Source organism: Mycobacterium sp. (assembly GCF_040509115.1).
In the GTDB taxonomy this organism is placed as follows: domain Bacteria; phylum Actinomycetota; class Actinomycetes; order Mycobacteriales; family Mycobacteriaceae; genus Mycobacterium.
In genome coordinates, this window is the sequence record NZ_JBEVLO010000143.1 from 16177 (window position 1) to 39678 (window position 23502).

The following is a 23502-nucleotide window of genomic DNA, read 5'->3' on the forward strand; positions in this document are numbered from 1 at the left end:
TCCATTGGCGTTTACTCGGGGGATGTGTGGCCAATCACACTTACGCAAACATTCCCATGAAGGTTACCGTGACTAAATGACCACCGAACAGGTTGAGGCACGTCCGGCGCTTCACAGCGCACTCGTGACAGCGGTCGACCACGTCGGCGTCGCGGTCCCCGATCTGGACGTCGCGATCAAGTGGTACCACGATTACCTCGGCATGATCGTCCTCCACGAGGAGGTCAACGACGATCAGGGCATCCGCGAGGCGATGCTGTCCGTTCGCGGCGCACCGAAGGGCAGCGCCCAGTTGCAGCTGATGTCGCCGCTGGACGAGGAATCGCCCATCGCCAAGTTCATCGACAAGCGCGGCCCAGGCCTTCAGCAGCTGGCCTACCGGACCACCGACCTCGACACCCTTTCGGATCGGCTGCGCGACGAGGGGCTGCGATTGATCTACGAAGCCCCCCGCCGCGGTACGGCAAACTCGCGGATCAACTTCATCCACCCGAAGGACACCGGTGGCGTGCTGATCGAACTCGTCGAGCCGGCAGACACCGAGCACTGAGGATTCGGCCGAACACGAGATCGACGTCCGGCGGGGAAAGTGGCGAGTGAGACCCTGCCACAGGCGGGTCTCGCGCTAGGACCACTTCCTGGTTGGCGCTCGGTTCGCGCGGTTGCTCCAACATGGCGTGTGCCAGTGGCGCCGGTCGTCCCCGGAGGACTCCCCAACATCTGACGGCCACGCCACCACGTGCGCGGTTCCCGGCCTTATCTCCTGATCGCAGCCGGGGCACCGGTAGGTCTTGGTGGCCCGGGTCGCCGCGATGGCGCGAACGTCGTAGTCGTGGCCGTCCGGTCCGAGTTCGATGCGACGCATCTCCGGCAGCGGCGGCAACGAACGTTGCCTTCGGGGTGGGGGACGGCGCCTGGCCATCACGCCATCCTACGGCGTCAGAACAACCTGAACTCGTTACTGTCCAGCCCGCGCATCTGATCATAATCCAATGTCACACAGCGTATTCCGCGATCCGTTGCCAGAGTGCGCGCTTGCGGCTTGATCTGCTGGGCCGCGAATACGCCGCTCACCGGCGCCAATACGGTGTCCCTGTTCAACAGTTCGAGGTAGCGCGTGAGCTGCTCGACGCCGTCGATCTCGCCGCGCCGCTTGATCTCGACGGCCACCGAGCGCCCGGTTTCGTCACGGCACATCAGGTCGACGGGACCGATCGCCGTCATGTACTCCCGACGGACCAAGGTGTATCCGACGCCGAGTAGTTCGACGTGCTCTGCGAGCAGCATCTGCAGGTGGGCCTCCACACCGTCCTTCACCAGGCCGGGATCTACTCCCAGTTCGTGGCTGGAGTCATGCTCCACGTCCTCGACGGTGATCCGCAGTTGTTCCCCCGCCTTGTTCTCGACCACCCAGACCGGGCTGTCGCCACCGGTCTCCTCGACGAGCCAGCACGGCGGGCTCATCCAGTTCAGCGGCTTGTAGGCGCGGTCGTCGGCGTGCACGCTGACCGAGCCGTCCGACTTGATCAACAACAGCCGGCGAGCAGAGGGCAGATGGGCAGTGAGTCGACCGACGTAGTCGACGGTGCACTGGGCGATGACGAGGCGCACGCAACAACCTTAGATGGCGGGTTTCTGGTAACTAGGCTGACGCCACGATGACGCAGAAGAAGAGCACGGCACAGCGCCTGGGCCGGGTCTTGGAGACGGTGACCAATCAGAGCGCCAGGATGCCGGCCACCCCCGAGTACGGCTCGTGGATCCTCGGCCGCGTGTCAGAGAGCCAGCGTCGCCGCCGCATCCGCATCCAGATCATCCTGACCCTGTTCGTGGTGGTTGCCAACCTGATCGGCATCGGCGTCGCGACGCTCGTCGTGACCGTCGCCTTCCCGACGCCGAACGTGTTCGAGCCGCAGGCCCGGTGGATCACGTTCATCGTCGTCCCCGTCTACATCTTCGGCGCGCTCGTCGTCGGCGTCTTCTGGGCCACCAACCGCGTGATGAACAACGTCCGGTGGGCCGTCGAGGAACGTACGCCCACGAAGGCGGACCAGCACAACACGTTCTTCGCGCCATGGCGGCTGACGCGTGTCCTGTTGATCCTCTGGGGGCTCGGCACCGTCGTACTCACCACGATGTACGGACTCGTCGACCGTCAGTTCATCCCGAAGTGGCTGCTGGGCATCAGCTTTCCCGGCATCGTCGTCTCGGCCAGCTGCTACCTGTTCACCGAGTTCGCACTCCGCCCGGTGGCCGCCCAGGCGCTCGAAGTCGGTCCCCCGCCGCGGCGGTTCGCCCCCGGAGTGATGGGCCGCACCATGCTGGTGTGGGCGCTGGGATCGGGCGTGCCGGTTCTGGGCATTCTGCTGGCCGCCGTCTTCGCCATCACCCTGGAGAACCTCACCCCGACCCAGTTCGCTTGGGCGATAGTAGTTCTCGCGCTCTTCGCCCTGGTGTTCGGCTTCATTCTGATGTGGATCCTGGCCTGGCTCACCGCCACCCCGGTGCGGGTGGTGCGCGCGGCGCTCAACCGTGTCGAGCAGGGCGACCTTGACACCAATCTGGTGGTGTTCGACGGCACCGAACTGGGCCAGCTGCAGCGCGGGTTCAACTCGATGGTGGCCGGACTGCGGGAGCGGGAACGCGTCCGCGACCTGTTCGGCCAACACGTGGGACGCGAGGTTGCCGCGCTGGCCGAGAAGGAGCGGCCTCAACTCGGCGGCGAGGAACGCCCGGCAGCCGTCATCTTCGTCGACATCATCGGCTCGACGAAGCTGGTGACCAGCAGGCCCGCGGTCGAGGTGGTCGAGTTGTTGAACCGTTTCTTCGCGGTCGTCGTCGACGAGGTGGACAAGCATCACGGGCTGGTGAACAAGTTCGAGGGTGACGCCGTGCTGGCCGTGTTCGGTGCTCCGGTGACTCTCGACAACGCGGAGGAGGAGGCTCTGGCCGCGGCGCGTGGTATGGCCGAGCGGCTCCGCGTCGAGGTTCCCGAGTGCCGGGCAGGCATCGGGGTGGCGTCGGGTCAAGTGGTCGCTGGCAACGTCGGCGCCAAGGACCGCTTCGAGTACACCGTGATCGGCGAACCGGTCAACGAGGCCGCCCGCCTGTGCGAGTTGTCCAAGAAAGTGGATGGCAATCTGGTCGCATCGTCGACGACGGTGCACGCGTCCGGCGAAAGCGAGAGTGCGCGTTGGTCTCTGGGTGACACCGTGACCCTCCGCGGTCACGACGAGCCGACCCGGCTCGCCGTACCGGTGTAGAAGCCAGGAACGGCGCCTCGCAGGCGTTACGCTCTGAGCGCTCTCACAGGCAAGGTACAGATCTCGGAGATCGCGGAGAGGACTTGGGTTCATGGCATTCGCACTGCGCCGCGCCGCGCCGCCCCTGGTCGCGCTGGGCGGCGCCATGGCGATCCTTCTCGCCCCCGCCGCCGCGTCGGATCCCGACATCGACACCGAGTCGGCCGCAGCCGTCATCCAGGAACTGCAGGAGCAGGGCTACTCGGTCCAGGTCAACGGCGCTCCCGCAGGCGATGTTTCGCTGCTAAGCACGTGCGTCGTGAGGTCGATCCACAATCCCGGCGACGCCACGACCGACCCGACCACCACGACCATCGTCGACGTCGCCGTCGCCTGCCCCATCACCCACGGCTGAGCCCCGACGGCAGGCGCAGCTCTGCCGCAGATCCTGTTCGGCCGCCGCGATGGCGTCGGATTCTAGGGGCCGACGACCGCGGCCTGCGCTGCGATCCAGGTCGTCCCTTCACGGGCCGCCCGCATCAACGCGCCGTACTCGCCGAGGAAGTCCGCGATCGCGCCAACGGCAGGCAGCATGCCGAGATAACGAAAGATGGCTCTCGGACGAGGTCGCTTGACCAGTTCGTCCCCGATGGCTCGCATCACTCCGGCCAGATGCCACAGTGCCTTGGCCAGCGCCACGGGAGGACGGTCGGCGACCTTGCTCGAATCCGATGTCGGCTGCGTCGAGGCATCTGAGTGCGCGTCACCCGCTCCGAGCTCACGGTCGCACATGACGGCGGCGAGCAGGCGGACCTGCTGGTCGTACGCGACGACGCCATGTTCGCGCGCAACGGCGCACAACACGATGGCCTGGTTTCCGAACCCGAGCACGTCCTGGATGGGCAGACGGTCGGCGAGCACGCCGAAGACGCCGGGAAACGCGACGAGGATGGTGTCGAGGGCGCCGACCCGCCGCACCCACCAGTTGGTCCTTGCCTCGAGATCCATGTCCTCCCACGACTGCGTTCCAGGCACGTCGGCCGTGTTGAGCAGCCACGCGATGGCGTCCAGCGCCGTGTCGAGCGTCCCGTCGCGGTCACCGAGGTGATGGCTACGCCCCTTGAGCCCCAGCGGGTCGACCCGCGACAACGCGTCGACCACGGGGTTGATCAGGCGGACCGCGACGCCGAGGGCCGAAGCCACGTCGGCGTCGGCGAGCGTGGCGGTGGGCAAGGGGATGAAGGTCACGACCCCTCTCTACCCGTTTCCCGCGGTTGCTAGCTCGGCTGGTGACGATGTGGAGTCAGCGCAGGTCGCGAGATCCTGCCTCGGTCTACTGCAAGCCAGCGGGGAGTGCGTACACCCGCGCGGATCCGTCGTCGCTACCGCTGATCAGCATCGTCCCCGACGGATCGACGTCCAGCGCTCGCACTGGTCCATCGTGAACCAGCCGGGACAGCAGCTGCCCCGTTGAAGCATCGAAGACGCGGACGCTGCCGTCGATGCTCGCGGTGCACAGTGCCGCGCCGTTCGGGGTGAACTCGACGGCGCACACCGCGCCGTCGTGCGGCAACCGACGCGTCTCGGAGGCCGTCGCCGCCATGGCAATTCGCGCCGTGCCGTCGTCGACGCCCACGCCCAGACATGCCCCATCGGCACTGAACACGACCGTGTTGACCGGCGCCCCGAAGTTCAGCTGGCCGGTCAGGTTGCCGGTCTGCATGCTGAAGATGCGAACAGTGCCGTCGGCGCTGCCCGTCGCCAGATGACTGGCATCGGGGCTGAACGCCACCGAACTCACCGAGCCGTTGTGCGCAAGGCTCAGTTCCTGTGCGCCGGTCGTGGTGTTGAAGACACGCGCCGAGTTGTCGGCGCTTCCGGTGGCCAGTCGCCCGCCTGCCCCGTCGAATGCCACCGCGTTGACCGCATCGCCGTGATTGAGCCGGCGGATCTGCTGACCAGTTGCCACGCTGATCAGACGTACCGTGTCGTCGTCACCCGCGACGGCGACTCGTTGCCCGTCCGGGCTGACCGTCAACGCGATCACGGCACCGTCGAGCCTGACCCGTCCGTGCTCGGTCGCCGCGGTCGGGTCGAAGATGCGCGCGCTGCCGTCGCTGCTGCCGGTGGCGATCAAGGGGCCACCTGGTATCCAGAGCGTGGCGGTGACCGCTGCGTCGTGGGTGAGCCGGTGAATCTCGGTGCCGGAGGTGACGTCCCAGACTCTGGCGGTGGCGTCAGTGCTTCCCGTCAACACTTGGCCGTTCGTCGCGCTGAAGGCCACTGCCCGCAGGGGCCCGTCGTGGTCCAACCTGACTAGCTCCAGTGCCGGAAGCTCGAACAGCGTGACCGTCTCGGCGGCGCGGACCGCGGCGTAATGCCCATCGGGGCCGATCATGGCGCCACCGATCGGAGCCCCACCCTGGCGCGACAGCGCGTACCGGTCCGCGCCGGTGGCCACGTTCCAGACATGCGCGTCCTGGCCGTTCTCGGCGGTGAGCACGGCCCGCGAATCGGGGCTGAACGCGAACACCCGCGACGAGGCGTGGTCCAATTCGCGGCGCATGTGCATCGTGGCCGCGTCGAACACCCGGATCGCCACGATCCCGGGCCGGTAGAGGACCCCCGGCCGTGGGGGGCGAGCCCCCCGCGTGGTCACGACGCCCACCATCTCGCTGTCGGCGCTGAAGCTGAGCGATGCCACCCTACGACTGTTACCGTATTGCGGGTCAACGGGATTCGGTGACGCATGGATGGCTACGGCAGATAGCTCGATGGTACCCACCTCGTAGTCGGTGCTGAATCCGAGGAACCGACCGTCGGGCGAGAATGTCAGAAGCCTTGCCGGCCCGGGTTGCGCGAATCGGTCCGTGACCGTGTCGGTCGCGACGTCGAGCATCACGATCTCCGGAATCGAGCCATTGGGTCCGACGCCGATCGAAAGGGCAATCCGAGCGCGGTCCGGACTGATCGCGGCGGCGAAGATTCCCTGGCCGACGGGCAACGGTCCGTAACGCCATAGCAGGCTGCCGGTGGATCCGTCGCAGACGGCGGCTTCACTTCCACCGAGCAGAAGGAAGAGCTGCCCGTCCGAACTGAAGATGCATTTGTTCACACCCTGATTGGGCGACAAGTCGAGGCTCCAGCGCAGTGCGCCGCTGGCACTGTCCATGGCCTGAACGTTGCCAGGTCCGGTGATGAGGAGGAGGCGTCCGCTGGGATCGAACAGGCTGCTCATGATGGTCGATCGGTCCACCCGCCACAGTTGCGTACCCGTGCCAGGGTCATAGGCCACGACGGCGTACGCGGTCGCTCCCCCTGCCGTCACGGCGCCGTAGGCGGCGGCCCTCGTCGTCCCAAGCACCACGTCGGAGATGCTGGTGAGGTTGCTGGTGAACGTCGAGATCGGGGTGCCATCGGCTACCTTGCGGATCTCGACGGTGGTGTCACTGACGGTGGCCAGCCGATCTCCGTCCGTGCTGAACGCCATCGCCTTGACCGGCCCGGCGTGACTGAACGTCTCCACGATCCGCGCAGTCAGTGTCATCACGGCCTCGCTTCCATCGGCCCGCCCTCGGCGTTGCCGCTCCGAACGGCGAGGTATGCGAGGTGGTGGGTTGATGGTCGGGCGCAGGCCGTCACCGCCGCGTCACCCCGACCGGCATCGGCGACAGCGGTGACGCCCGAGTGACAGCCGACGGGCGACCGTAGTGCGTGTGCACTCCGCTCCCATTAGTCGCCCTGCGTCCCTGGAGGTCACGTGCCAACGGCCCGGTTGACGAGCTTCCTACCCGCCGACGGACTGGGGCCGGTCGCCATCAGTCCCGACGGACGCTCGGTGGCCACCGCCAGCACTCTGCCCGGCGGCGTGTCGGGACTCTCCAGCCAGCTACGCGTCTTCGACACCGAAACCGGTGAGCAGCGCTTCTGGATGCCGATCACGCCCGCCGTCATCGGGCAGCTGGTCTACAACCCCGACGGACGTCGCATCGCCGTCGCAGGTGCGGAGGCGCTGACGGTCGTGGATGCGCGCACTCCGAACGTGCTGTGGCAGCGCAAAGCTCAACGGGCCGAGGACAGCTCGATCGTCTACCGCCCAGACGCCACCGAGATCGTGACCTGTGAGTTCGGCGGAGTGATGGAGATGAACGCCGAATCCGGCAAGCTCACGTCGCTGGTTGGGTTCGCCGCCACCGTCCAAGTCCGAGACGTCGCAGTGAGCCCAGATGGCACGTCCATCGCGAACGCAGGATTGCGAACCGGTCCGACCGGAGGCGGCCACGTCGAGGTTCGGGGGGTCATGGGGCACGGCTTGCGCTGGCACGTGGCCACCGCCGACGCGGTGACCGCGATCCGCTACGACAGCACCGGACAGGTCTTGGTGGTCAGTACCGACGGCGCCGTCCTGATCCTCGACGCCGCCACCGGGGTGACGCGCAGCACGCTGGCCAGCGCGGACCGCGGCGCGTTTCGCATCGCGTTGAGCCCCGATGGTCGACATCTCGCGGTGGTGGACGGAAAACGCAGGAAGCTCAGCGTGTTCGACGGAGCTGCCCTCACCACACCGGGTGTGCCGACCGCGCGGTACCACACGGACGTCAGTGTCAGACCGCGACCGGTCTTCAGCGCCGACTCCTCGCTCTTGCTCGTCGGCGCACCGAGCCCGTTGACCTCCACCAAGGCCGCATGGGCTCTCGACGCGGCGACGGGCCGCCGTGCGTTCGCCGTCGAGCACGATGCGGTCGTCGAGTCGGGGCGGTTCGCACCCGACGGCAGCGCATTGGTTACCGCCGCCGGCGACGGGCTCCGGATCTTTGCGCTCGACCCAGGGGCAGTCGAGTTGCATCGGCTGCCGCATGGCGGTCCCGTGCGCTCGGTCGCCTTCAGCGGTGACGGGACGTTGGTGGCGACCGCGTCCGCCGACGGGACGGCGCGAGTGTTCACGTCCGAGGGGGTCGAGCGAGCGAAGCTGCGCCACGGCGGCGCGGTGCATTGGACGGGCTTCACGCCAGACCAAGGTCGCGCGGTCTCCGCGTGCGAGGACGCCACGGCGCGAGTCATGGACGCCACCAGCGGTGCCGAACGTGCGAGCTTTGCTCATGATGGCCCCGTCACCGCCGCGACGGTCAGTCCCGACGGGACGATCGTCGCCACCGCGAGCGCCGACAACACCGCCCGGTTGTTCGACGTGGGCGGTGGCCAGCAACGCAAGTTCAACCACAACGGAGTCGTGCGCGCGGTCGCGTTCAGCCCCGACGGGTCCCGGCTGGCGACCGGCGCCGATGATCAGATCGCCCGCCTGTTCAAGATCTCCACCGGCGCACCACAATTCGAGTTCCCGCATCACGGCACGGTGACTGCCATCGCCTTCAGTCCGGATGGCGCCAGGCTGGCGACCGCCTCCGAGGACGGAACGGCGCGGATCTTCGACAACGCGACCGGTGTGGGACAGCGCGAGTTCACTCACGGCGGGCCCGTGCACGCCGTCGTCTTCAGCCCCGACGGCACCATGCTGGGTACCGCGTCCGAGGACGGAACGGCGCGGATCTTCGACGGCTCGTCCGGCGCGAGGCGGCACGAACTCCCCCACGCGGGACCCGTGCACGCCGTCGCGTTCAGCTCCGACGGCACCCGGTTGGCGACCGCCTGCCAGGACGGCACCGCGCGGATCTACGACACCCGGTCCGGCGAGCACTTGGTTGAGTTCGCCCACGACGGTCCCACGTACGCAGTGGCTTTCAACCCCACCGGCGATCGATTGGCGAGCGGCTCGGAGGACAACACCGCACGCATTTGGACCACCCCATGAATCAGGACCTCATGCGCATAAACAGAGGAGTGAGATGACCCCGACACCACGGGTGGTTGGCACGTTCACGCATGCCGACCTCATCAATGCCGTCGCCTTCAGCCAGGACGGGCGCAGAATCGCAACGGCCAGCGAGGACAAGACGGTTCAGGTTCATCGTCTCGATGGCACCGTCCCACCGGTCACGTTCACGGCCGAACTCTTCCTCTCCAGGGTGAGCTTCGACGCCGCTGGCGAGCTGGCCGCCGCGTCGGGGAGAAGCTCCGGCATCCGGTCGAACTTCTTCGCGATCGTGTTCGATCCCGCGACCGGACGGGAACTTTGGCGGGTGGCTCCGATGACTCAGGGGACCGCCAGGCCCAGCCCGGTGAACATCGTGTTCAGTCCAACGGGGAACGTGGCACTGGCCGTCGAGCGAACCGCCGTGCGGGCCTTCGCTCCGAAGACGGGCGGCGTTCCCCTGTGGCCCTTCGACGCCCCGGCGGGAACGACGCTGTACTGCGCGACGTTCAGTCCCGACGGCGCCACGATTGCCGTCGGAATCGGCGGGACCGACCTGTCCAGCGGCCAGACCGTGCTTCTCGACGCCGCTTCTGGAAACGAGCGGAGACGGTTCACCCACTCCGGGCACGTCCGCCAGGTGGCCTTCTCCCCCGACGGCGGTCAGCTGGCGTTCGGTGCCGACGACGGGGTCGGCGTTCTGGACTTGGCGAATGGCGCGATGCGCAGTCTCCCCAATCCCCCAGCCCCGCACGGCGGTAACCTGTTCGAGGTCATCCGACTCGTGTTCAGTCCGGATCGCACTTTGATCGGCATGGTGAGCGTCCGACTCAACGGCATCATGCCTTTGGCGACGATCCTCGACGCCGACCCGCTGGCGAAGAGGTTCGAGGACATTGGCGGCGTCCTCGCCGGGTTCAGCCCCGATTCACGGTGGGTGATGTCAACGCGCGTGACACCGCCGGACGCGTTTGGCCTCAGCATGTGGGATCCCGAGACCGGCACCGTGATGTTCTCCCTACCCCCCGACCTGCCCTTCAACAACGTGGTGTTGGGGCCCGAGGCTCTGCAGGTGGCGGTCACCCACGACAACACCGCGACCGTCTTCGAGCTGCCCTCCCTCGCTCGCCTCACCATGAACCACGACGGCCCGGTCACCTCCGTCGAGTTCAATGCCGACGGCTCCCAGTTGCTGAGCGCCTGCGAGGACGAGACGGCACGGGTGTTCGACACCGCGACGGGCGCCGAGAAGGGCAGGATCGATCACGACGGGCCGGTGAACGGGGCGAAATGGCTGCCTGGTCGCGCCGCGTTCGTGACCGCCAGCGATGACCACACCGCTCGCACGCTCGATCTGAGCACCGCGACGCAACGGTCGCTCCTGACCGACAGCGGGCCGATCAATGCCGTTGCGGTCAGCAGCGACGGGCAGCGGGTGGCGACCGCCGGTGACTCCCAAACGGTTCGCCTCATCGACCCGACCACTGGTCAGCAGGGTCGTCGCTTCACCCACGACGCCGTGGTCCGCGCGGTCGCATTCAACCCCGACGGCACCCGGTTGGCGACCGGATGCGACGACGGTTCCGTCAGGGTCTTCAACACCTCGAGTGGTGCCGAGGTAATGAACGTCTCCCACAACGGCGCGGTGCCCGCGGTCGCGTTCAGCGCCGATGGCACGACGCTGGCCACCGGGTGCGCCGACGGATCCGTCCAGACCTTCAGCATGGTCAGCGGCGCCGCGCTGGGCGGGCGGCGCTACGCAGCGCCGATCAACGCGGTCGCCTTCAGCCCCGACGGGACCCGCGTCGTCACCGCGGGCGACGACGGGACGGCTCGAATCGTGCTGGTCTCCTCGGGTGCCGAGTTGGGGTCCTTCACCCACGGCGGACCTGTCCACGCCGTGGCATTCAATCCGGCGGCCACATTGCTGTGCACCGCAAGTGAGGACAAGACGGCGCGAATCTTCGACGTCGCCAGCGGTGCTCAGCGACGCGAATTCGTGCACGACGGACCGGTGCGGGCACTGAGCATCGACGCGGGTGGTCTCGTGTTGGCCACGGCGAGCGACGACAAGGCCGCGCGGCTGTTCTCGCTGCCTGCGACCAAGGCCACCCCCTAGCGGACTTCTGCCGGGGGTTACGCGACGCCACGCTCCCACGCGGTCGGTGAGACCTGCAGCGGCGGCAGTTGCACGCCGAGCTCCTGGTCCAGGATCCGGCAGTAGGCGTCGCGGGCTCGATGCGCTTCGACGAGATTGCCTTCGGCGAGATGGGCGGACAATAGCGCGTCCTGGGCACTTTCCCGCAGTGGATCGGCACCGACCGCGATGACGGCAGCCTCGACCGCCTCGGCGAACCGGCCCTCGGCATTCAGTCGCCGACTGAGCACCTCTAGAGCCTCCAGCACCGTCGCCCTCAGGGACTCCCGCGCCATCAGAATCCATTCATCGCACCAACCCGGCAGCACGCACAGGCCTTCCTCGATGCGTGGTGCCAGCGCAAGGTCTTCGGATCGAGTCGCGCCCTTGATGATTCGCGTTGCCCAGGCAACGAGAAGCCGGGCATCGACGACGACGTCGCCGCGTAAGCGCAACTCGGGGCCGTCGGAGTCCACCAGGTCGAGATCAGCGCCGTGCAGCCTCCACAACGCGGTACGGAGATTGCCGTCGGCGCGCGCGCGGTCGACCCGGGGCCATAGTTCCGCCGCGACCCGGTGGCGTTGCACGGCGGTATCCTGCAACGCCAACCACGCCAACAGTCGCTGACCGCTCTCCGGCGGCGTCACCGGGTGGCCGTCGATGATCACACGCGGCCCGCCGAACAGCTGCAGGACTGGCCCTCGAAGGGAAAGGGGTTGGCGCGCTTGATGTCCCTGCACTTCTTCTCCCATCCCTCTGGCGAGGAAACTAGTGGTCGACACGTCACCGGGCTGTCTTCGGTCGTCACCGCGGCCGAGCGGCGAGAGGGTCGGCACACCGCGCCACCAACTCACGCAGGCGGCTCGACGGGTCGACACCGAATACGCGTCGATGCAGTTCGCGGTAGGTCTCGGCGACGCGCATCGCACCTGCCGGGTCGTGGGCCGCCAGCAAGGACATGATGAGGGCCCGCTGAGCGCTTTCCCGAAGGGGGTCAGCAGCCACCAACGTGCGCGCCGCCTTGACCGCGTCGGCAACTCGATCGGCCTCGATCAGCAGCACGCTGAGTTGCTCGAACGCATGCAACGTTCTGTGCCGCAACCGTTCCCGCTCCAAGATGGCCCAGTCGTCGGACCAGTTCGACAACAAACTCGTCGCGGCGGCGAACCATGGCACCACACGAAGGTCGTCGTCGCGATGCTGACCGCCGATGATGCGCTGCGCCCAATCCGAGGCGACGTGTGCGTCGACGGTGACGTCGGCGTGCAGCGTCAGCGAGCTGGTGGTGGTGTCGACCAACTCGAGCCCAGCACCTCGCAGTCGCCACAACGCCGAGCGCAGGTTGCCCGCCGCCCGACGATCGTCGGCCAGGGGCCACAGCACGCCTGCCGCGACACTGCGCGCAACCCATGTGCGCCGCAGCGTCAACAACACCATCAGCCGTTCGCAGCAATCCGGGATCGCGTGCCGTCGCCCGTCGATCGTGACGAACGGCCCACCGAACAAGTGCAGGTTGGGACCAACGGCGAGATCCACACCCGCAGAGGGGAACGGCGTCACCGTCACCGCCCCCAGGTCCGGGAGAGGGGTTCGCGGGTTCCTGCGGCGTTGGTCAGCCGCGGTGAAAGCCGGTGAGGAAGTCGTGGACGATCCCGGTCGCCGAGTCGATGTCGATGACCCTGCGGGTGCACGGTGGAGTGGATCCGTCGTAGTGCTCGGTGGTGACGGTCACCAACACTCCGGATCCCTGGGTCTCGACCCGAACGATGCAGACGCCAGAAGTCGCGGCGCTCATCTCGGTAGCCTGCCGGAAGGCACGTCACCGCGGCGTCGCAACAGGACCGGTGTGTCATCACGAGTTCCATGGCCGCGAAAACCCCTCCGTATGCGAAACGCGAACGACTGGCCGGCACTCGATCGCACCGGCTGGACTCGCTGCGTTCGACTGCTGATGTCGGGGCAATTCTGTGTTCGGGCAAGTGCGGAGGTCGCGAGTAGTCGACTACTCGAAAGTGATGTGGCCACCACACGGCGGTGGCCCGGACGCTCGTCCTGGGGCGGGATCGGTAGACCTGCGGTCGTGGGCATGGCGAGGTTCAGACCGCGGTGACCAACCGCTTGCAGTAGATCTTCACCGACCCGTCCCGGTCGCTGGCCCAAAAGACCCACACCGTGGTGTCCCGGCCCGCGACCCCGAATGGTGCCGTATCGTCGCCGGCGGACGTCACCAGCTGACGCGCAGAACCCCACAGTCCGAGCGCATCACGACGCATCATGAACACGTCGCCGTCGCCGATCGAGCCGCGACTCCAGATCAGCCAGATCACCCCGTCGGCGTCCTCGACCGCGCACGCCCGGTGGTCGCTGCCGCCGGTGCCGCCGATACCCTGCGTCGCGTTTTGCCACGCCCCGTCCCGAAACTCACGTGCCGAGATCCCGTTGGACTGCCAGAACACGAAGGCGCCGCCGCTCCGTGGGCACAGGACGAACGGGGGCTCGCTGGCGCCGCTCGCGCCTTCGAAGATCTTGAAGGGGTCCGCCGGCGACGCGCCGCTACCGGGGTCCAGCAGAGACGCCATGATGGCGGTTGAGGCGGCGGCAGGGGTGGAGCTGGGGGTCTTGAAGACGGCCCAAATCTTGCCCGTGCTGTCTGCTGCGGCGTGGAAGTCGCGAATCGTGGTGTCGTTGGGCGCCAGCTGAACGGCGTTGTCGTCGATCCACTTTCCGGTGTCGAAGTTCCACCGCCGGTAGTACCACCGGTCGGTCGTCGGTGTCGGAGTGGTCAGTGTCTTGTGGAAGAAGACCGTCACCACCGACCCCGTCGCCACGACGAACGGGCTGTCCTCCATCACGTTTGGGGTGGCGGCCACCGGGATGTCCTGGGCGCCTGCCAGTTCGTCCAGAGTTCCTCGACGCGCCACGATGTCGGCGTTGTTGCCGGTCTGCGACTGGAACACCACGAACAGTGAACCGTCGGGCAGTTGGGCTACCGACGGGTGGGTGTGCCCGAGACCGGAGGTGACCTGGACTGGTGCGGCGAAACCGTCCTGCGCTGCATCGACGCGCATCCTGGTGGCGTAGATCTGGTCGGACCCGCCGCGGTCGCTTGCGAACAGCGCGACGAGACCGTCGGCGCTGTCGAGCAGGAATGCCCGCTCGATCGCGTCCAGCACGTTGGGCCCGGCTGCCGGCGCCACGGCGATCTCGGGACTCGTCAGGAGTTCGCCTCGCAGAAGCGCATTCACCGCTTCCCTCAGGCTGATCGGCGGGCGCCGAAGCCCGGTGCGATAGTCCGAGGTGCTCATGCCCATTACGTCTTCGACGAGCGTCGCCGGGGGGACCTGCAGGCGCTGGTGCCGCCGGTCGACGACGTCGGCGCCTCGTATCTGGGGCTTGCCGCCTCGCCGGCCGATGTGGGCGAGCAGCACATAGGAGTGCCCGGGGATGAAGTCGGCGTCGCCTGCGCTGGGGGCGCTGCGCCCTTCGCGGACCCGAACCACCCAGTCGCGGCGCACCCGTGCACAGGTTTCGACCCCGAGACCGCTGTGCAGCAACGCGGTGTCGTCGTCGGCGGTGACCAACGTCTCCCACACGTCGAGGTATGCGGCGATCACCGTATTCGTCGTCGGGGTCGCCAGCTCGGGAACGACCGGTACCTTCAATCTGGCGGCCAGTGTCTCGGCACCCGGATTCAGCTGGTACAGCTCCTGTTCGGAGAAGGCGAGGTCGGCGGCAATGGTGACGTCGAGCCCATCAGCGATCATCCGGCCAACGTTGCGAAGGCCTTGCTCAGCGGGCGTGGCACCCTCGGAGGCCGATCCGCCAAACCGGATGAGGAAGTCGTTGTCGCGGTCGGCACCGTCAATCCGGAAGCCGTCGTTGCCGTCCGGAACGCCGTCGCCGACGAACCACTTCAGAAACGCCCGGAGCTCGAACTTGCGGATGTCGTCGAGTTCGTTGACGTCGGCGTCGACGATCGGCACTCCCTGCTGCATCCGCACGTTGACGTAGCGGGCGAGCGGATTGAACGTCGTCTCGGAGATCGATGGCATGGGCGGGCTGCCTTTCAGGGATTGGCGATCGTGACGACCCGCACGTTGGCGGGCAGGAATTCGGAGAGCAACCGACGCAATCGCTGAGGGTCGTTGAGTCCCGTTGATTCGCCGGTGGATTCGCCTGCGAAGAACACCGCCACGGTCCCGGGGGTATACAGCTCGTTCGGTTGGGCGGCGTCTCCACGAGGCCGTTGCGGGGTGTAGTCGAGCAACTCGCCGAACGTCCCCGCCATCCCGTTGCGTGCCGTGTCGCGGGGAATCGCGGTACCGGAGCCCGCAAAGCGGCGGACCGACACCTGCTGCGGTGCTGGACCATCCGTCGACGGAGCCACTCCCGACAGGGTGACGTTGCGATCGCTGCGCATGATCAGCAGCGGCGAGTCGGGGTTGTCGTCGGCGGCTAGCACCACCGGATTGGTCTCGGCGCTCGCCCCAGTGGTCACGGGCGTCGGCGCCGACGCGGTGCCCGCCGAACTGAGTTCGAGGCGCCAGATGCGGTTGCCACCAGAGCGATCGGAGCGGAAGTACACACCCAGCCGTCCACCGCTCAGGAGCGTCAGCGCGGGCTCGCGGTCCTGAGCCTCGGCCATGGTCAGTTCGGTGGGAGGTGACCACGCCGCGCCGTCCGGCTTACGACGCAGGGTGATTTGCCAGGTGTCGCCGGTGGCGGTGCGGGTGCGCCTGGCCGCGACCAACGTGACGGTCGTGCCGTCGCGGAGAAGGTGCGGATCGCGTTCACCGTCGCCAGCATCACCGAGGAAGCCGGGCGCCGACCAGCTACCCGCGAGGGCGGTGGCGGCCACCCCAGCCGCCCGAGATCGCCACTGCCCGTCGGTCCCGCGGGTGACGATGCCCGACGCGGTACCGACCCAGATCTCGCCGTCGGTGGCGACGATCGCCCGGCAGTCGTCGCCGCCGATGTCGGCGTGCAGGCGAGCATCGTAGGTACCGCGCCATTCGACCACTCCCGCGGCGGTCGCCAGCCACACGGTGGACTCGCTGATGCTGAGGTCTCTGACGTCGGCGGCCCCGGAACCCATTGCCGCCAAGTCGAACACCGTGGTGACACCGTCGGGTCCGACCTTGGCCAGTCCGCTGTCGGTGGCCGCCCACATCGTGCCGTCGGGTCCGGCCGCCAAGCCTCGGACATCCAGCGTCGGGTGAGTAGACGACGCGGCCATGCGGTGCCACGCCCCGGATCGGCGCACGGCGAGCCCGGCTGCCGTCGCCGACCACACCGAGCCGTCAAGTGGGACGGCGACGGCACGCACGTCGTCGCTCGGCAATCCGGCCGACGTGTCGAATCCCGTCCAGTCGCCGCCGGCCGTCAGCACGCTGATGCCGGCAGCGGTGGCGGACCAGACCGCTCCGTCGGCGTCGATCGCCACGCCGCGGACGTCGTCGGAGAGCAGACCTCCGGCGGTGGATGCGGCGGTGTGAACGGTCGTCTCGCCGTCGAGTGTCCGAGCGACGAGTCCCGCGGCCGTGGCGAGCCACACGGTGCCTTCGCCGTCCACGGCCGCGCGACGGACATCGTCGGACGGCAGGCCGTCGGACGTGGTGAGTGTCGAAACCGCTTGCGGTGTGACGATCGTGAGGCCGGACGCCGTTGCGGCCAAGACCCTGTCAGTCCACCGGCTGGACATCAACCGCCACACCTGAGCGAGATGCATGCTCCAGCAGAGTCGCACCGCGCCGTCGGTTTCGACTGCCGCAGTGCAGTCGGCGTGCCGACCCGCGGGCACCCCGGCGACCTCATGCGCGATGCCCCACGCCACCTTCGGGTCCCAGCGGCCGCTGTCCACCAGGCTGCGCGCCCCGAATCCGAGCGCCCACGCCGCGGTCGACGCGGCCAGATCGACACGCATCGTCACCTCGGGTCCCCGCGCGTCGCTGACGACCGACAGCGTGCCGTCGGCGTTGGCTTGCAGGAGTGGTCCATTCGCCGCCCGCTGCTGGTTGAACGCCGCCGCGACCTCGGCTGCCGTCGCGGTGTTCAGGTCTTGGTAGTCCGCCTCTTGGACGGTGAAGACGTGCTGGCCCGTCGAGTCGACGATCGCGAGCGCCGTATCGGCCGCCAGCCGGAACGGCTGTCCTGCGTCGCTGCGCAGCCGCGCAGGCGTGGCACGTGGTAGGTCTCCCAGCCGGTACCGCAGCCGAGATCCCGCGACGTGGGGATCACTGACCCACGCGCACCACAGCCGGTCGGTAAGCACCGCCAATGCGGGATCCGCCTGCGCCTCGACGTCGTCGGCCACCGCGCAGGCGTCGTACCAGCGGCCGGCCACGCGTGTCTTGAGCAGCAGCTGAGGGCCTCGCGCGACCCCGGGACCCGCGGTCGTTGCATAGGCCAGCCAGTCCGTGCCCTCGGCATCGGCGACGTGCGCCAACCGCCCGGCGGGCGCCCCGTCCAGCGTGAGGAGCGATGCGCTGTCCTGCCATACCGCAATGTCCGCCCGAGCGCCCGAAGTCGAGGACCCCAGTCGCAGCTGTCCCGCCACGACGTCGGCCTCGACGGCACGCAGTCTGCGGCCGATCACGGTGGCCACCTCCGTTGCATTGGCATGGCGGATGTCGACGAAATCCGCCGAGGTGAAGACGACCTGAGCTGGCGACGCGTGATCCACCGAGAGCCACAGCGACATTCCGTCGGCCAGCCGGAACGGTTCACTGGCGGCCCCGGTGATGATGGGGCCGCTCATACCGGCCAAGCCCAGCGCACTCGCGGCGTCGTCGGGGCCCGACCAGTCATCATCGCCGCGCTCGACGGTGGCGAACAGATTGCGTTGCGGAGCGTTGTTCGTCAGCGAAATGTTCTGGGCAGGTTCGCCGATGCGCACCGACATTCCGGTGTGATGCTCGATGATCGCGCGGACGCCTGCGACGGTGCCCACCGAGCGGTACCGGGTGGGCGCGGCGGTGATCTCGGCGCGTTGGCGGGCGATGTCGTCGTCGGTCAGCTGCCAGCCGATCCACTGGGCGAGCACGGGCAGAAAGCGGGCATCGGTGAGATCGACGTCGCGCAGACCCCGCAATCCATCCGCCGAACTGCGCAGTGCACCAACGGCGGTCGCGAATACGTCGGTGAGCCGGTGCAGTGGGCCGCCCGCGGGGTTGGCCTCCGGCCACAATCCGGTCCGGGCGTCGCGTGGACGCTCTCCCGTGTCATGGCGCCGGTACACCGCAGGCAGCAGCTCGTAGAGCGCCCGGTGGTACTGATGAACCCCCGTCGGTGTGGCAGTGGCGCGCAGTGGAGTGGCCGGGACGGTCTGCGCGTCGAGCTGGTAGTAGTAGGTCAGTCCCGGCTGCAGTGGCTGCGAGCCGCCGCCGGCGTCCAGCAGCTCGACGTCCTGGCGCGCGACGCTGCGGTCGACGTTGAAGAGCGTGCGTTCGGTGCGGCGCACGATCTCGATCCACCGGCCCTCTTCGCGACGAGTGACGGTACAGATTCGTTCGGTGCACCGCAGGCCCTCCACCGTGTCTTCGCTGCCGGCCAGCGGGTGGACCGCCAACTCGCCCGGCACCTCGGCGGGCGGAAACGCCCCACTGTCGTACAGCAGGTACGGCTCCGTCTCAGCGGGAAAGTTGAAGTCGCGTTCCTTGCGGCGCACCATGACCCGCGGCAGCACACCGTCGTCGATCGGAAAGACGCTCCACCGCAGTGCTATTCGTCGACCGACGAGGTCGGCTGACGCAGTGAAGTCGGTGGCGGTCATCGCAGGCGGGTCCCCACGTCGAGGGTGCCGAGGACCGGAATCTCGGTTTCTCCGACGTCGATCCGACCGCTCGACTCGACGTCGCCGGACACCGCGGCTCTGATCACGTCGGGCAGCTGCGCAAGCGGCGGCAGACCCGACCGCGCCAACTCGGCGTCGACGTCGAGGGCCGGACGGTCCGCCCGGCGGAACCGGTTCACCGTCGTGCCGAGCACGCCGGGCACCGATTCGACGACTGCGTAGACGTCGCTCAAGTAGAGCGTCTGAGCGAAGTCCACCCGTTGGAAGGCCAACAGGTCGGTGACTGCGGTCCGCACGTTCGCCACCACGGCGGCTGCGACGAACCGCTCGTCGACCACCACCTCGCAGGCGATGTCGACGGGCGCCGGTCGTGCCCCGAACACCTGCACGTTCACCGAGACCTGGCGCTTGTCATCGAAGTAGGCGAGCAGATGATTTCGCAGCGACTCCGACAGCGGCGTCAGTGCGGCGCCCGCGGGCGCGACGTAGAGCTCCACACGATTCCACGCCGGGCTGTGCACCCGGACCTTGGCCACCGCGCCGGTCCGCTGCGCAAGCGCAATGTAGTCCGCAGCGGTGACCGCGCGTTCGGTTGATCGAAAGAGCTGAGGCGCGTTGGCAATTGCGCTGTCCGACGATTCGCTGTCACTGCCACCCGCGGCGGCCACCAGGTTGCTCACCGCCGCCAGCCCCGCAATCACGTCGATGGCCTGCGAGATGACACCGGCGGCGACGTTGCCGCGAGCGCCTGCGCAGACCCGGTAGCTCGCCCTGACGTTGTTGATGGCCACCGGCAAGGGCCGGTTGGCGAACACCACGCGTGCCGTGTTGGCGGCATCGACGATGAGGCGGTATTCGCGCGCGAGCGGATCGCTGGACGCCACATTGCCCTGCGCCCGGTACCAGCGAGTCCACCCGGCTCCCTCGTGCACTTCGATCACCACCGAGTCGAGGTCGACGTCGACGTCGGGCAACGACAGGTTCTGGCCCGTCTCCCCACTCCCCGAACCGATCACGGGGTCCGGCGTGACCTGCCTTCCCTGTTCGACGGGAAGCCCGTCGTAGTAGACCAGCGGCTGGGCGGGGTCCGGGTGGGGCCGCACCTGGCTGGACGTCAGGTCGACGGTCAGATCGGCCCCCAGATAGGCGAATTCGATCGGCCCGTAGGAGGGCACCTCGGCCCGGAACCGAGATCCGGTCGTGATCACCGCCACCCGGGGGTCGGCCGCTCCGGCTGGACGCTTGAACGTCAGCTGCAGATCGGCGCGGGCGGGCGTGGCCTGCCTGAATTCGTAGCCGACCAGGCGCAGCAGGTCGACGAGGCTGGCCCGCTCGGTGGCGGTGGACGGGAACATTTCACTGGCGATCCGGTCCTGGTAGTAGGCGACGATGTCACCGCAGTAGGCGAACAGATCGATGAGCACCATCACCAGATCCGATGGCGACCGGTCGGTCCACTCGGGCAGCCGCTGGCTCGCCAGGCGCATCATCGCCGCCCGCAGGGACGCGAAATCCTTGTCGGTGTAGTCGATCGCGGGCGTGGTCATCGTCAGTCAGCTCCTGGTCAGATCAGCGGCACGTTCAGTTGCCCGGACACCGGCGCGTCGGCGTGGACGTAGGTCAGCAGCAGCTGCAGTTCATCACCGGAGCGCTCCACCCGCGCCTGGGTCACGACGATCCGTGGCTCCCAACGGATCGCCGCCTCGTGCGCCTGACGGCGCAGTAGGTCCGCGGTCACGTCGTCGTCTGGCTCGTGCACGAGAGCCGAGATGTTGGAACCGTATTCACGCAGTAGCGGTCGTTCACCGTGACGAGTGCCCAGCAACAGCACGAGGTCCTCGCGAATCTTCTCGGTGCCCTCGCTCCATGCCGCCGACCCCGTGTGCGGGTCGATGCGGAAGGGCACGGACGGCCCTCGTGGTTGGGTCATGATTGGCACCTTTCTCAATCCAGTGGGCAGCCCGGCAGGGCAGGCGGGCTGGGCAGTGGCGGAAGTTCTGGGATGGCGGGTAGGCCGGGCAACGCGGGTATGGGCACCGCGAACTGCGGCAGCGGCGGCAGCGCGACGCCGGGAAGGTCAGGCAACGTCAGTGTCGGCAACTGTGGAATGTCGGGAATCGCAGGCAGTCCCGGTAGCGCTGGGATCGGCACCGCGAACTGCGGCAGCGGCGGCAGCGCGACACCGGGAAGGTCAGGCAACGTCAGCGTCGGCAACTGTGGAATGTCTGGAATCGCAGGCAGCCCCGGCAGCGCGGGCAGCACGACGCTGATGGTCGGGAAGTCGGGGAACGTACATCTGCTCACTTGACCACCACCGAACTAGTCAGGTGCACACCGGGAATCAGCTTGGGGATGGCCACCAGGGTGGGCGCCGGCGAGGGCGGCCCCGGCGCGGCGGTGGGGTGCACGTGGCTGGCCAACAGCGTCCACAACGCCTCCATGCCGCTGCCGAGCACCGTGCTGTCCGTGGCACCGGCGCCCAACGCCACCGTCGTCGCCTCGATCACCACCTTGGCCGCTCTGATGTGCACGGTGTCCTTGGTGACGTTGACAACCGCGCCGTCGTTGTTGACGATGCTGACGCCGCCCTCGCCCATCGACACGAAGTTGCCGTGTCCCTCGGCGAGGGTCGCCGACTCGTTGGCCGCATCCAGGTGCAGATAGGACCCCGCAGGGCTAGACAGCAGTACCCCACCGTCGGCGCCCATGGAGATCATTGCCTCCCCGGTCGCGGTGAGCAGGACGTTGTCGGACGTCACCTTGGTCGGATGGGCGGCGGTGATCGCGACCGCCACCCAGAGGGGACGCTCGGGGTCGCCCGCCTCGAACTCGACGTAGATCACGCTGCCCTTGGGCGGGACGAAGTATTGCCCGTAGGGAAGGCAGGCCTCGGCGGTCACCTCGACGCCTGCGCCGAAGACGTCGGGTACCTCCACCCTCAGCAGGCCGCGGTGCTCGTCGTCGGCGTTGTCGGTCACCGTTGCGCGGTACTTGCCGTAGTACCGCCCGACGTGCCGGGTGCTCTCGTCGATCAACATCGGGATTCCTATCGTGTCGCCATGAACTCGGTCGAGTAGGTCGGTCGGGTCGCGGTGACCGCCCGCTGGTAGACGTGGTTGACCCGTCGGACGTACCAGTTCCCCTCGGCCCAGCCCGACACCCCCGAGATGTGCACCCGCGACTTGGCGCGCAGCGCAACGGTTCCCGAGGCCACGCCGTGTCCGCTGAAGCCCAGTACCGACGTCGGATCCGGTGCCCTCAGGTAGGCCAATTCGTCGGCGGTGCGCGCGGTGTCGCCGGTGACCCGCTCGGTGGGTCGGGTGAGGGTGGCGGCCGCCGCGGCGGCCAGGTCGCTCAGTGCCTCGATCGCGGTGCGCCTGCGCGGGTCGAGGTCTGCGACGGCGTCGGTGGCCGGCGGCGGAAGGGGCGGCCGTGGCACCGTCGTCGGCGAAGGCGAGACGCGGGCCGTTCCGGTCACCGGGTCGATCGTCGACGCGGAACGCAGCGGCGCGGCGGTGGTAGCACTGCGTTCATAGCAGAACTCGATCAGGTTGGCGTTGCCCCGCCCATAGTGCAGCTCCCCGATCGGCTCCGCCGCAACCACTTTCGCCAACGGCGTGAAGTAGAAGTTGGAGGTGTCAGTACCGTCGAACTCACAGAACGCGAGGCAACCCTGCCGTTCCGCCTGATCGAGCACGAACTCCCACTCGTTCACGTTGGCCGGGCGGGCCGGTCGTCGTTCGTCGAGCACGATGTCCGTGGCTGGGGTGATCTGGAACGGGCTGAGGTCGTACTCGGGCCGTGCCACGATGCGTGCCAGCACCGAGCCGAGTGTCTCGCCGGGTTTCCACTCCGCGGGGTCGTAGTCACGTCTGCTCATGCGAAAGGTGAAGTCCAGCGCGGTGAGTTCGACGAGCTGACGCCCCGGGGTGGCCAGCACCCGGGAGCTGGCCACCACCCCCTCGAATACGTAGGTCTGATGGTCGGGGTCGCCGAAGGCCACCCTCAACTCCAGGCCCTCGAAGGACGCGTCGGCGAGGACGCCGGTGCTGTCGTCGAGCCGGATGACCGCCTTGTCCGTGAGCCGGTCGTCGTCTTCGACGTTGACCGCGAAGACCGGGGCGCTCACGTCCCTCCAGTCGGAACCGTCCGCGCTGACCAGAACGGTCGCTGCGACCGCGGGTGCCCCGCTCACCGGAACACCCGGGTGCGGTCGCCGCCGCGGGGTTGTTCGCCCATCGGCACCTCGACGACGTCGCCGACCGCGACGTCGAGGGGGAACACGATCGGGTTGGCGTCGGCGATGGTCCACCAGGCCTCACTGTTGCGCAGGTAGCGCCACGATAGATACTCGATGTCCTCGACCCCGGTAACCCTGTGCCGGTAGGTGGCTGCCTGCGGCGACACCGTGCGCCGGATCGGCAAGGTCGGACGCAGCGTGCCGTCCGCGGCTGCGGCGGGGTACGCGGTGAGCTGCCGGTAGCGTGAATTGGCTCCAACGGTCATGGTTGATCCCTTCGAT

General features: G+C 68.1%; 20 protein-coding genes. 5 read left to right on the top strand and 15 right to left on the bottom strand.

Going from position 1 to position 23502, the window contains the following annotated elements:
- The first annotated feature begins 76 nt into the window (after positions 1-76).
- Positions 77-550 (top strand): methylmalonyl-CoA epimerase, encoded by a 474-nt coding sequence (mce, locus tag ABW137_RS10760; protein WP_526399674.1) that lies wholly within the window; start codon positions 77-79, stop codon positions 548-550.
- Between the two features lie 75 nt (positions 551-625).
- Here mce and ABW137_RS10765 read toward each other — a convergent pair whose 3' ends face one another.
- Both ABW137_RS10765 and nucS read right to left on the bottom strand, forming a co-directional pair.
- Positions 626-922, bottom strand: coding sequence for an Rv1322 family protein (locus ABW137_RS10765; RefSeq protein ID WP_526399676.1), 297 nt, complete (start codon positions 920-922; stop codon positions 626-628).
- Positions 923-939: 17 nt separating this feature from the next.
- Complete coding sequence (gene nucS / locus ABW137_RS10770; RefSeq protein WP_526399677.1) at positions 940-1611, bottom strand: endonuclease NucS; 672 nt, start codon at positions 1609-1611, stop codon at positions 940-942.
- A gap of 47 nt (positions 1612-1658) precedes the next feature.
- On the opposite strand from nucS, the gene ABW137_RS10775 reads away from it, so the two are divergent.
- Together ABW137_RS10775 and ABW137_RS10780 are read left to right on the top strand one after the other, a co-directional pair.
- On the top strand, positions 1659-3263 hold the full coding sequence (locus tag ABW137_RS10775) for an adenylate/guanylate cyclase domain-containing protein (protein ID WP_526399679.1): 1605 nt from the start codon (positions 1659-1661) through the stop codon (positions 3261-3263).
- 91 nt (positions 3264-3354) lie between these two features.
- Complete coding sequence (locus ABW137_RS10780) at positions 3355-3657, top strand: hypothetical protein (RefSeq protein WP_526399681.1); 303 nt, start codon at positions 3355-3357, stop codon at positions 3655-3657.
- A gap of 62 nt (positions 3658-3719) precedes the next feature.
- On the opposite strand, the gene ABW137_RS10785 is transcribed toward ABW137_RS10780, so the two are convergent.
- Both ABW137_RS10785 and ABW137_RS10790 read right to left on the bottom strand, forming a co-directional pair.
- Positions 3720-4490 (bottom strand): hypothetical protein, encoded by a 771-nt coding sequence (locus ABW137_RS10785; RefSeq protein ID WP_526399683.1) that lies wholly within the window; start codon positions 4488-4490, stop codon positions 3720-3722.
- 85 nt (positions 4491-4575) lie between these two features.
- The gene (locus tag ABW137_RS10790) at positions 4576-6789 is read right to left on the bottom strand and encodes a WD40 repeat domain-containing protein (RefSeq protein WP_526399685.1); all 2214 of its coding nucleotides are present in this window, start codon (positions 6787-6789) and stop codon (positions 4576-4578) included.
- A gap of 213 nt (positions 6790-7002) precedes the next feature.
- Here ABW137_RS10790 and ABW137_RS10795 point away from each other — a divergent pair, with 213 nt between their 5' ends.
- A complete protein-coding gene (locus tag ABW137_RS10795) occupies positions 7003-9051 on the top strand; it encodes a WD40 repeat domain-containing protein (protein WP_526399687.1) in 2049 nt (682 codons plus the stop codon).
- A 34-nt stretch (positions 9052-9085) separates the two neighbouring features.
- Positions 9086-11170: a WD40 domain-containing protein gene (locus ABW137_RS10800; protein ID WP_526399689.1), complete on the top strand. Its 2085-nt coding sequence runs from the start codon at positions 9086-9088 to the stop codon at positions 11168-11170.
- A gap of 17 nt (positions 11171-11187) precedes the next feature.
- On the opposite strand, the gene ABW137_RS10805 is transcribed toward ABW137_RS10800, so the two are convergent.
- From ABW137_RS10805 to ABW137_RS10855, 11 genes are all read right to left on the bottom strand, one after another.
- Positions 11188-11970, bottom strand: a complete 783-nt coding sequence (locus ABW137_RS10805) for an AfsR/SARP family transcriptional regulator (RefSeq protein WP_526399691.1) — start codon at positions 11968-11970, stop codon at positions 11188-11190.
- 22 nt (positions 11971-11992) lie between these two features.
- Positions 11993-12748: an AfsR/SARP family transcriptional regulator gene (locus ABW137_RS10810; RefSeq protein ID WP_526399693.1), complete on the bottom strand. Its 756-nt coding sequence runs from the start codon at positions 12746-12748 to the stop codon at positions 11993-11995.
- Between the two features lie 52 nt (positions 12749-12800).
- Positions 12801-12983 carry a hypothetical protein gene (locus ABW137_RS10815; protein ID WP_526399695.1) on the bottom strand — a complete coding sequence of 61 codons (183 nt, stop codon included), beginning with the start codon at positions 12981-12983 and terminating at the stop codon, positions 12801-12803.
- A 301-nt stretch (positions 12984-13284) separates the two neighbouring features.
- On the bottom strand, positions 13285-15240 hold the full coding sequence (locus ABW137_RS10820) for a DUF6519 domain-containing protein (RefSeq protein ID WP_526399697.1): 1956 nt from the start codon (positions 15238-15240) through the stop codon (positions 13285-13287).
- A gap of 14 nt (positions 15241-15254) precedes the next feature.
- The gene (locus ABW137_RS10825; protein ID WP_526399699.1) at positions 15255-18959 is read right to left on the bottom strand and encodes a phage tail protein; all 3705 of its coding nucleotides are present in this window, start codon (positions 18957-18959) and stop codon (positions 15255-15257) included.
- Entirely contained in the window at positions 18956-20527 is a 1572-nt protein-coding gene (locus ABW137_RS10830; protein ID WP_526399701.1) for a baseplate J/gp47 family protein, read from the bottom strand. Before ABW137_RS10830 ends, ABW137_RS10825 begins: the two co-directional genes overlap by 4 nt.
- A gap of 17 nt (positions 20528-20544) precedes the next feature.
- A complete protein-coding gene (locus tag ABW137_RS10835) occupies positions 20545-20910 on the bottom strand; it encodes a GPW/gp25 family protein (protein ID WP_526399703.1) in 366 nt (121 codons plus the stop codon).
- 14 nt (positions 20911-20924) lie between these two features.
- Positions 20925-21284 carry a hypothetical protein gene (locus ABW137_RS10840; RefSeq protein WP_526399704.1) on the bottom strand — a complete coding sequence of 120 codons (360 nt, stop codon included), beginning with the start codon at positions 21282-21284 and terminating at the stop codon, positions 20925-20927.
- The gene (locus ABW137_RS10845) at positions 21281-22018 is read right to left on the bottom strand and encodes a phage baseplate assembly protein V (RefSeq protein ID WP_526399706.1); all 738 of its coding nucleotides are present in this window, start codon (positions 22016-22018) and stop codon (positions 21281-21283) included. Before ABW137_RS10845 ends, ABW137_RS10840 begins: the two co-directional genes overlap by 4 nt.
- Positions 22019-22026: 8 nt before the next feature.
- The gene (locus ABW137_RS10850; protein WP_526399708.1) at positions 22027-23109 is read right to left on the bottom strand and encodes a contractile injection system protein, VgrG/Pvc8 family; all 1083 of its coding nucleotides are present in this window, start codon (positions 23107-23109) and stop codon (positions 22027-22029) included.
- A 62-nt stretch (positions 23110-23171) separates the two neighbouring features.
- Entirely contained in the window at positions 23172-23486 is a 315-nt protein-coding gene (locus ABW137_RS10855; protein ID WP_526399710.1) for a hypothetical protein, read from the bottom strand.
- Positions 23487-23502 lie beyond the last annotated feature (16 nt).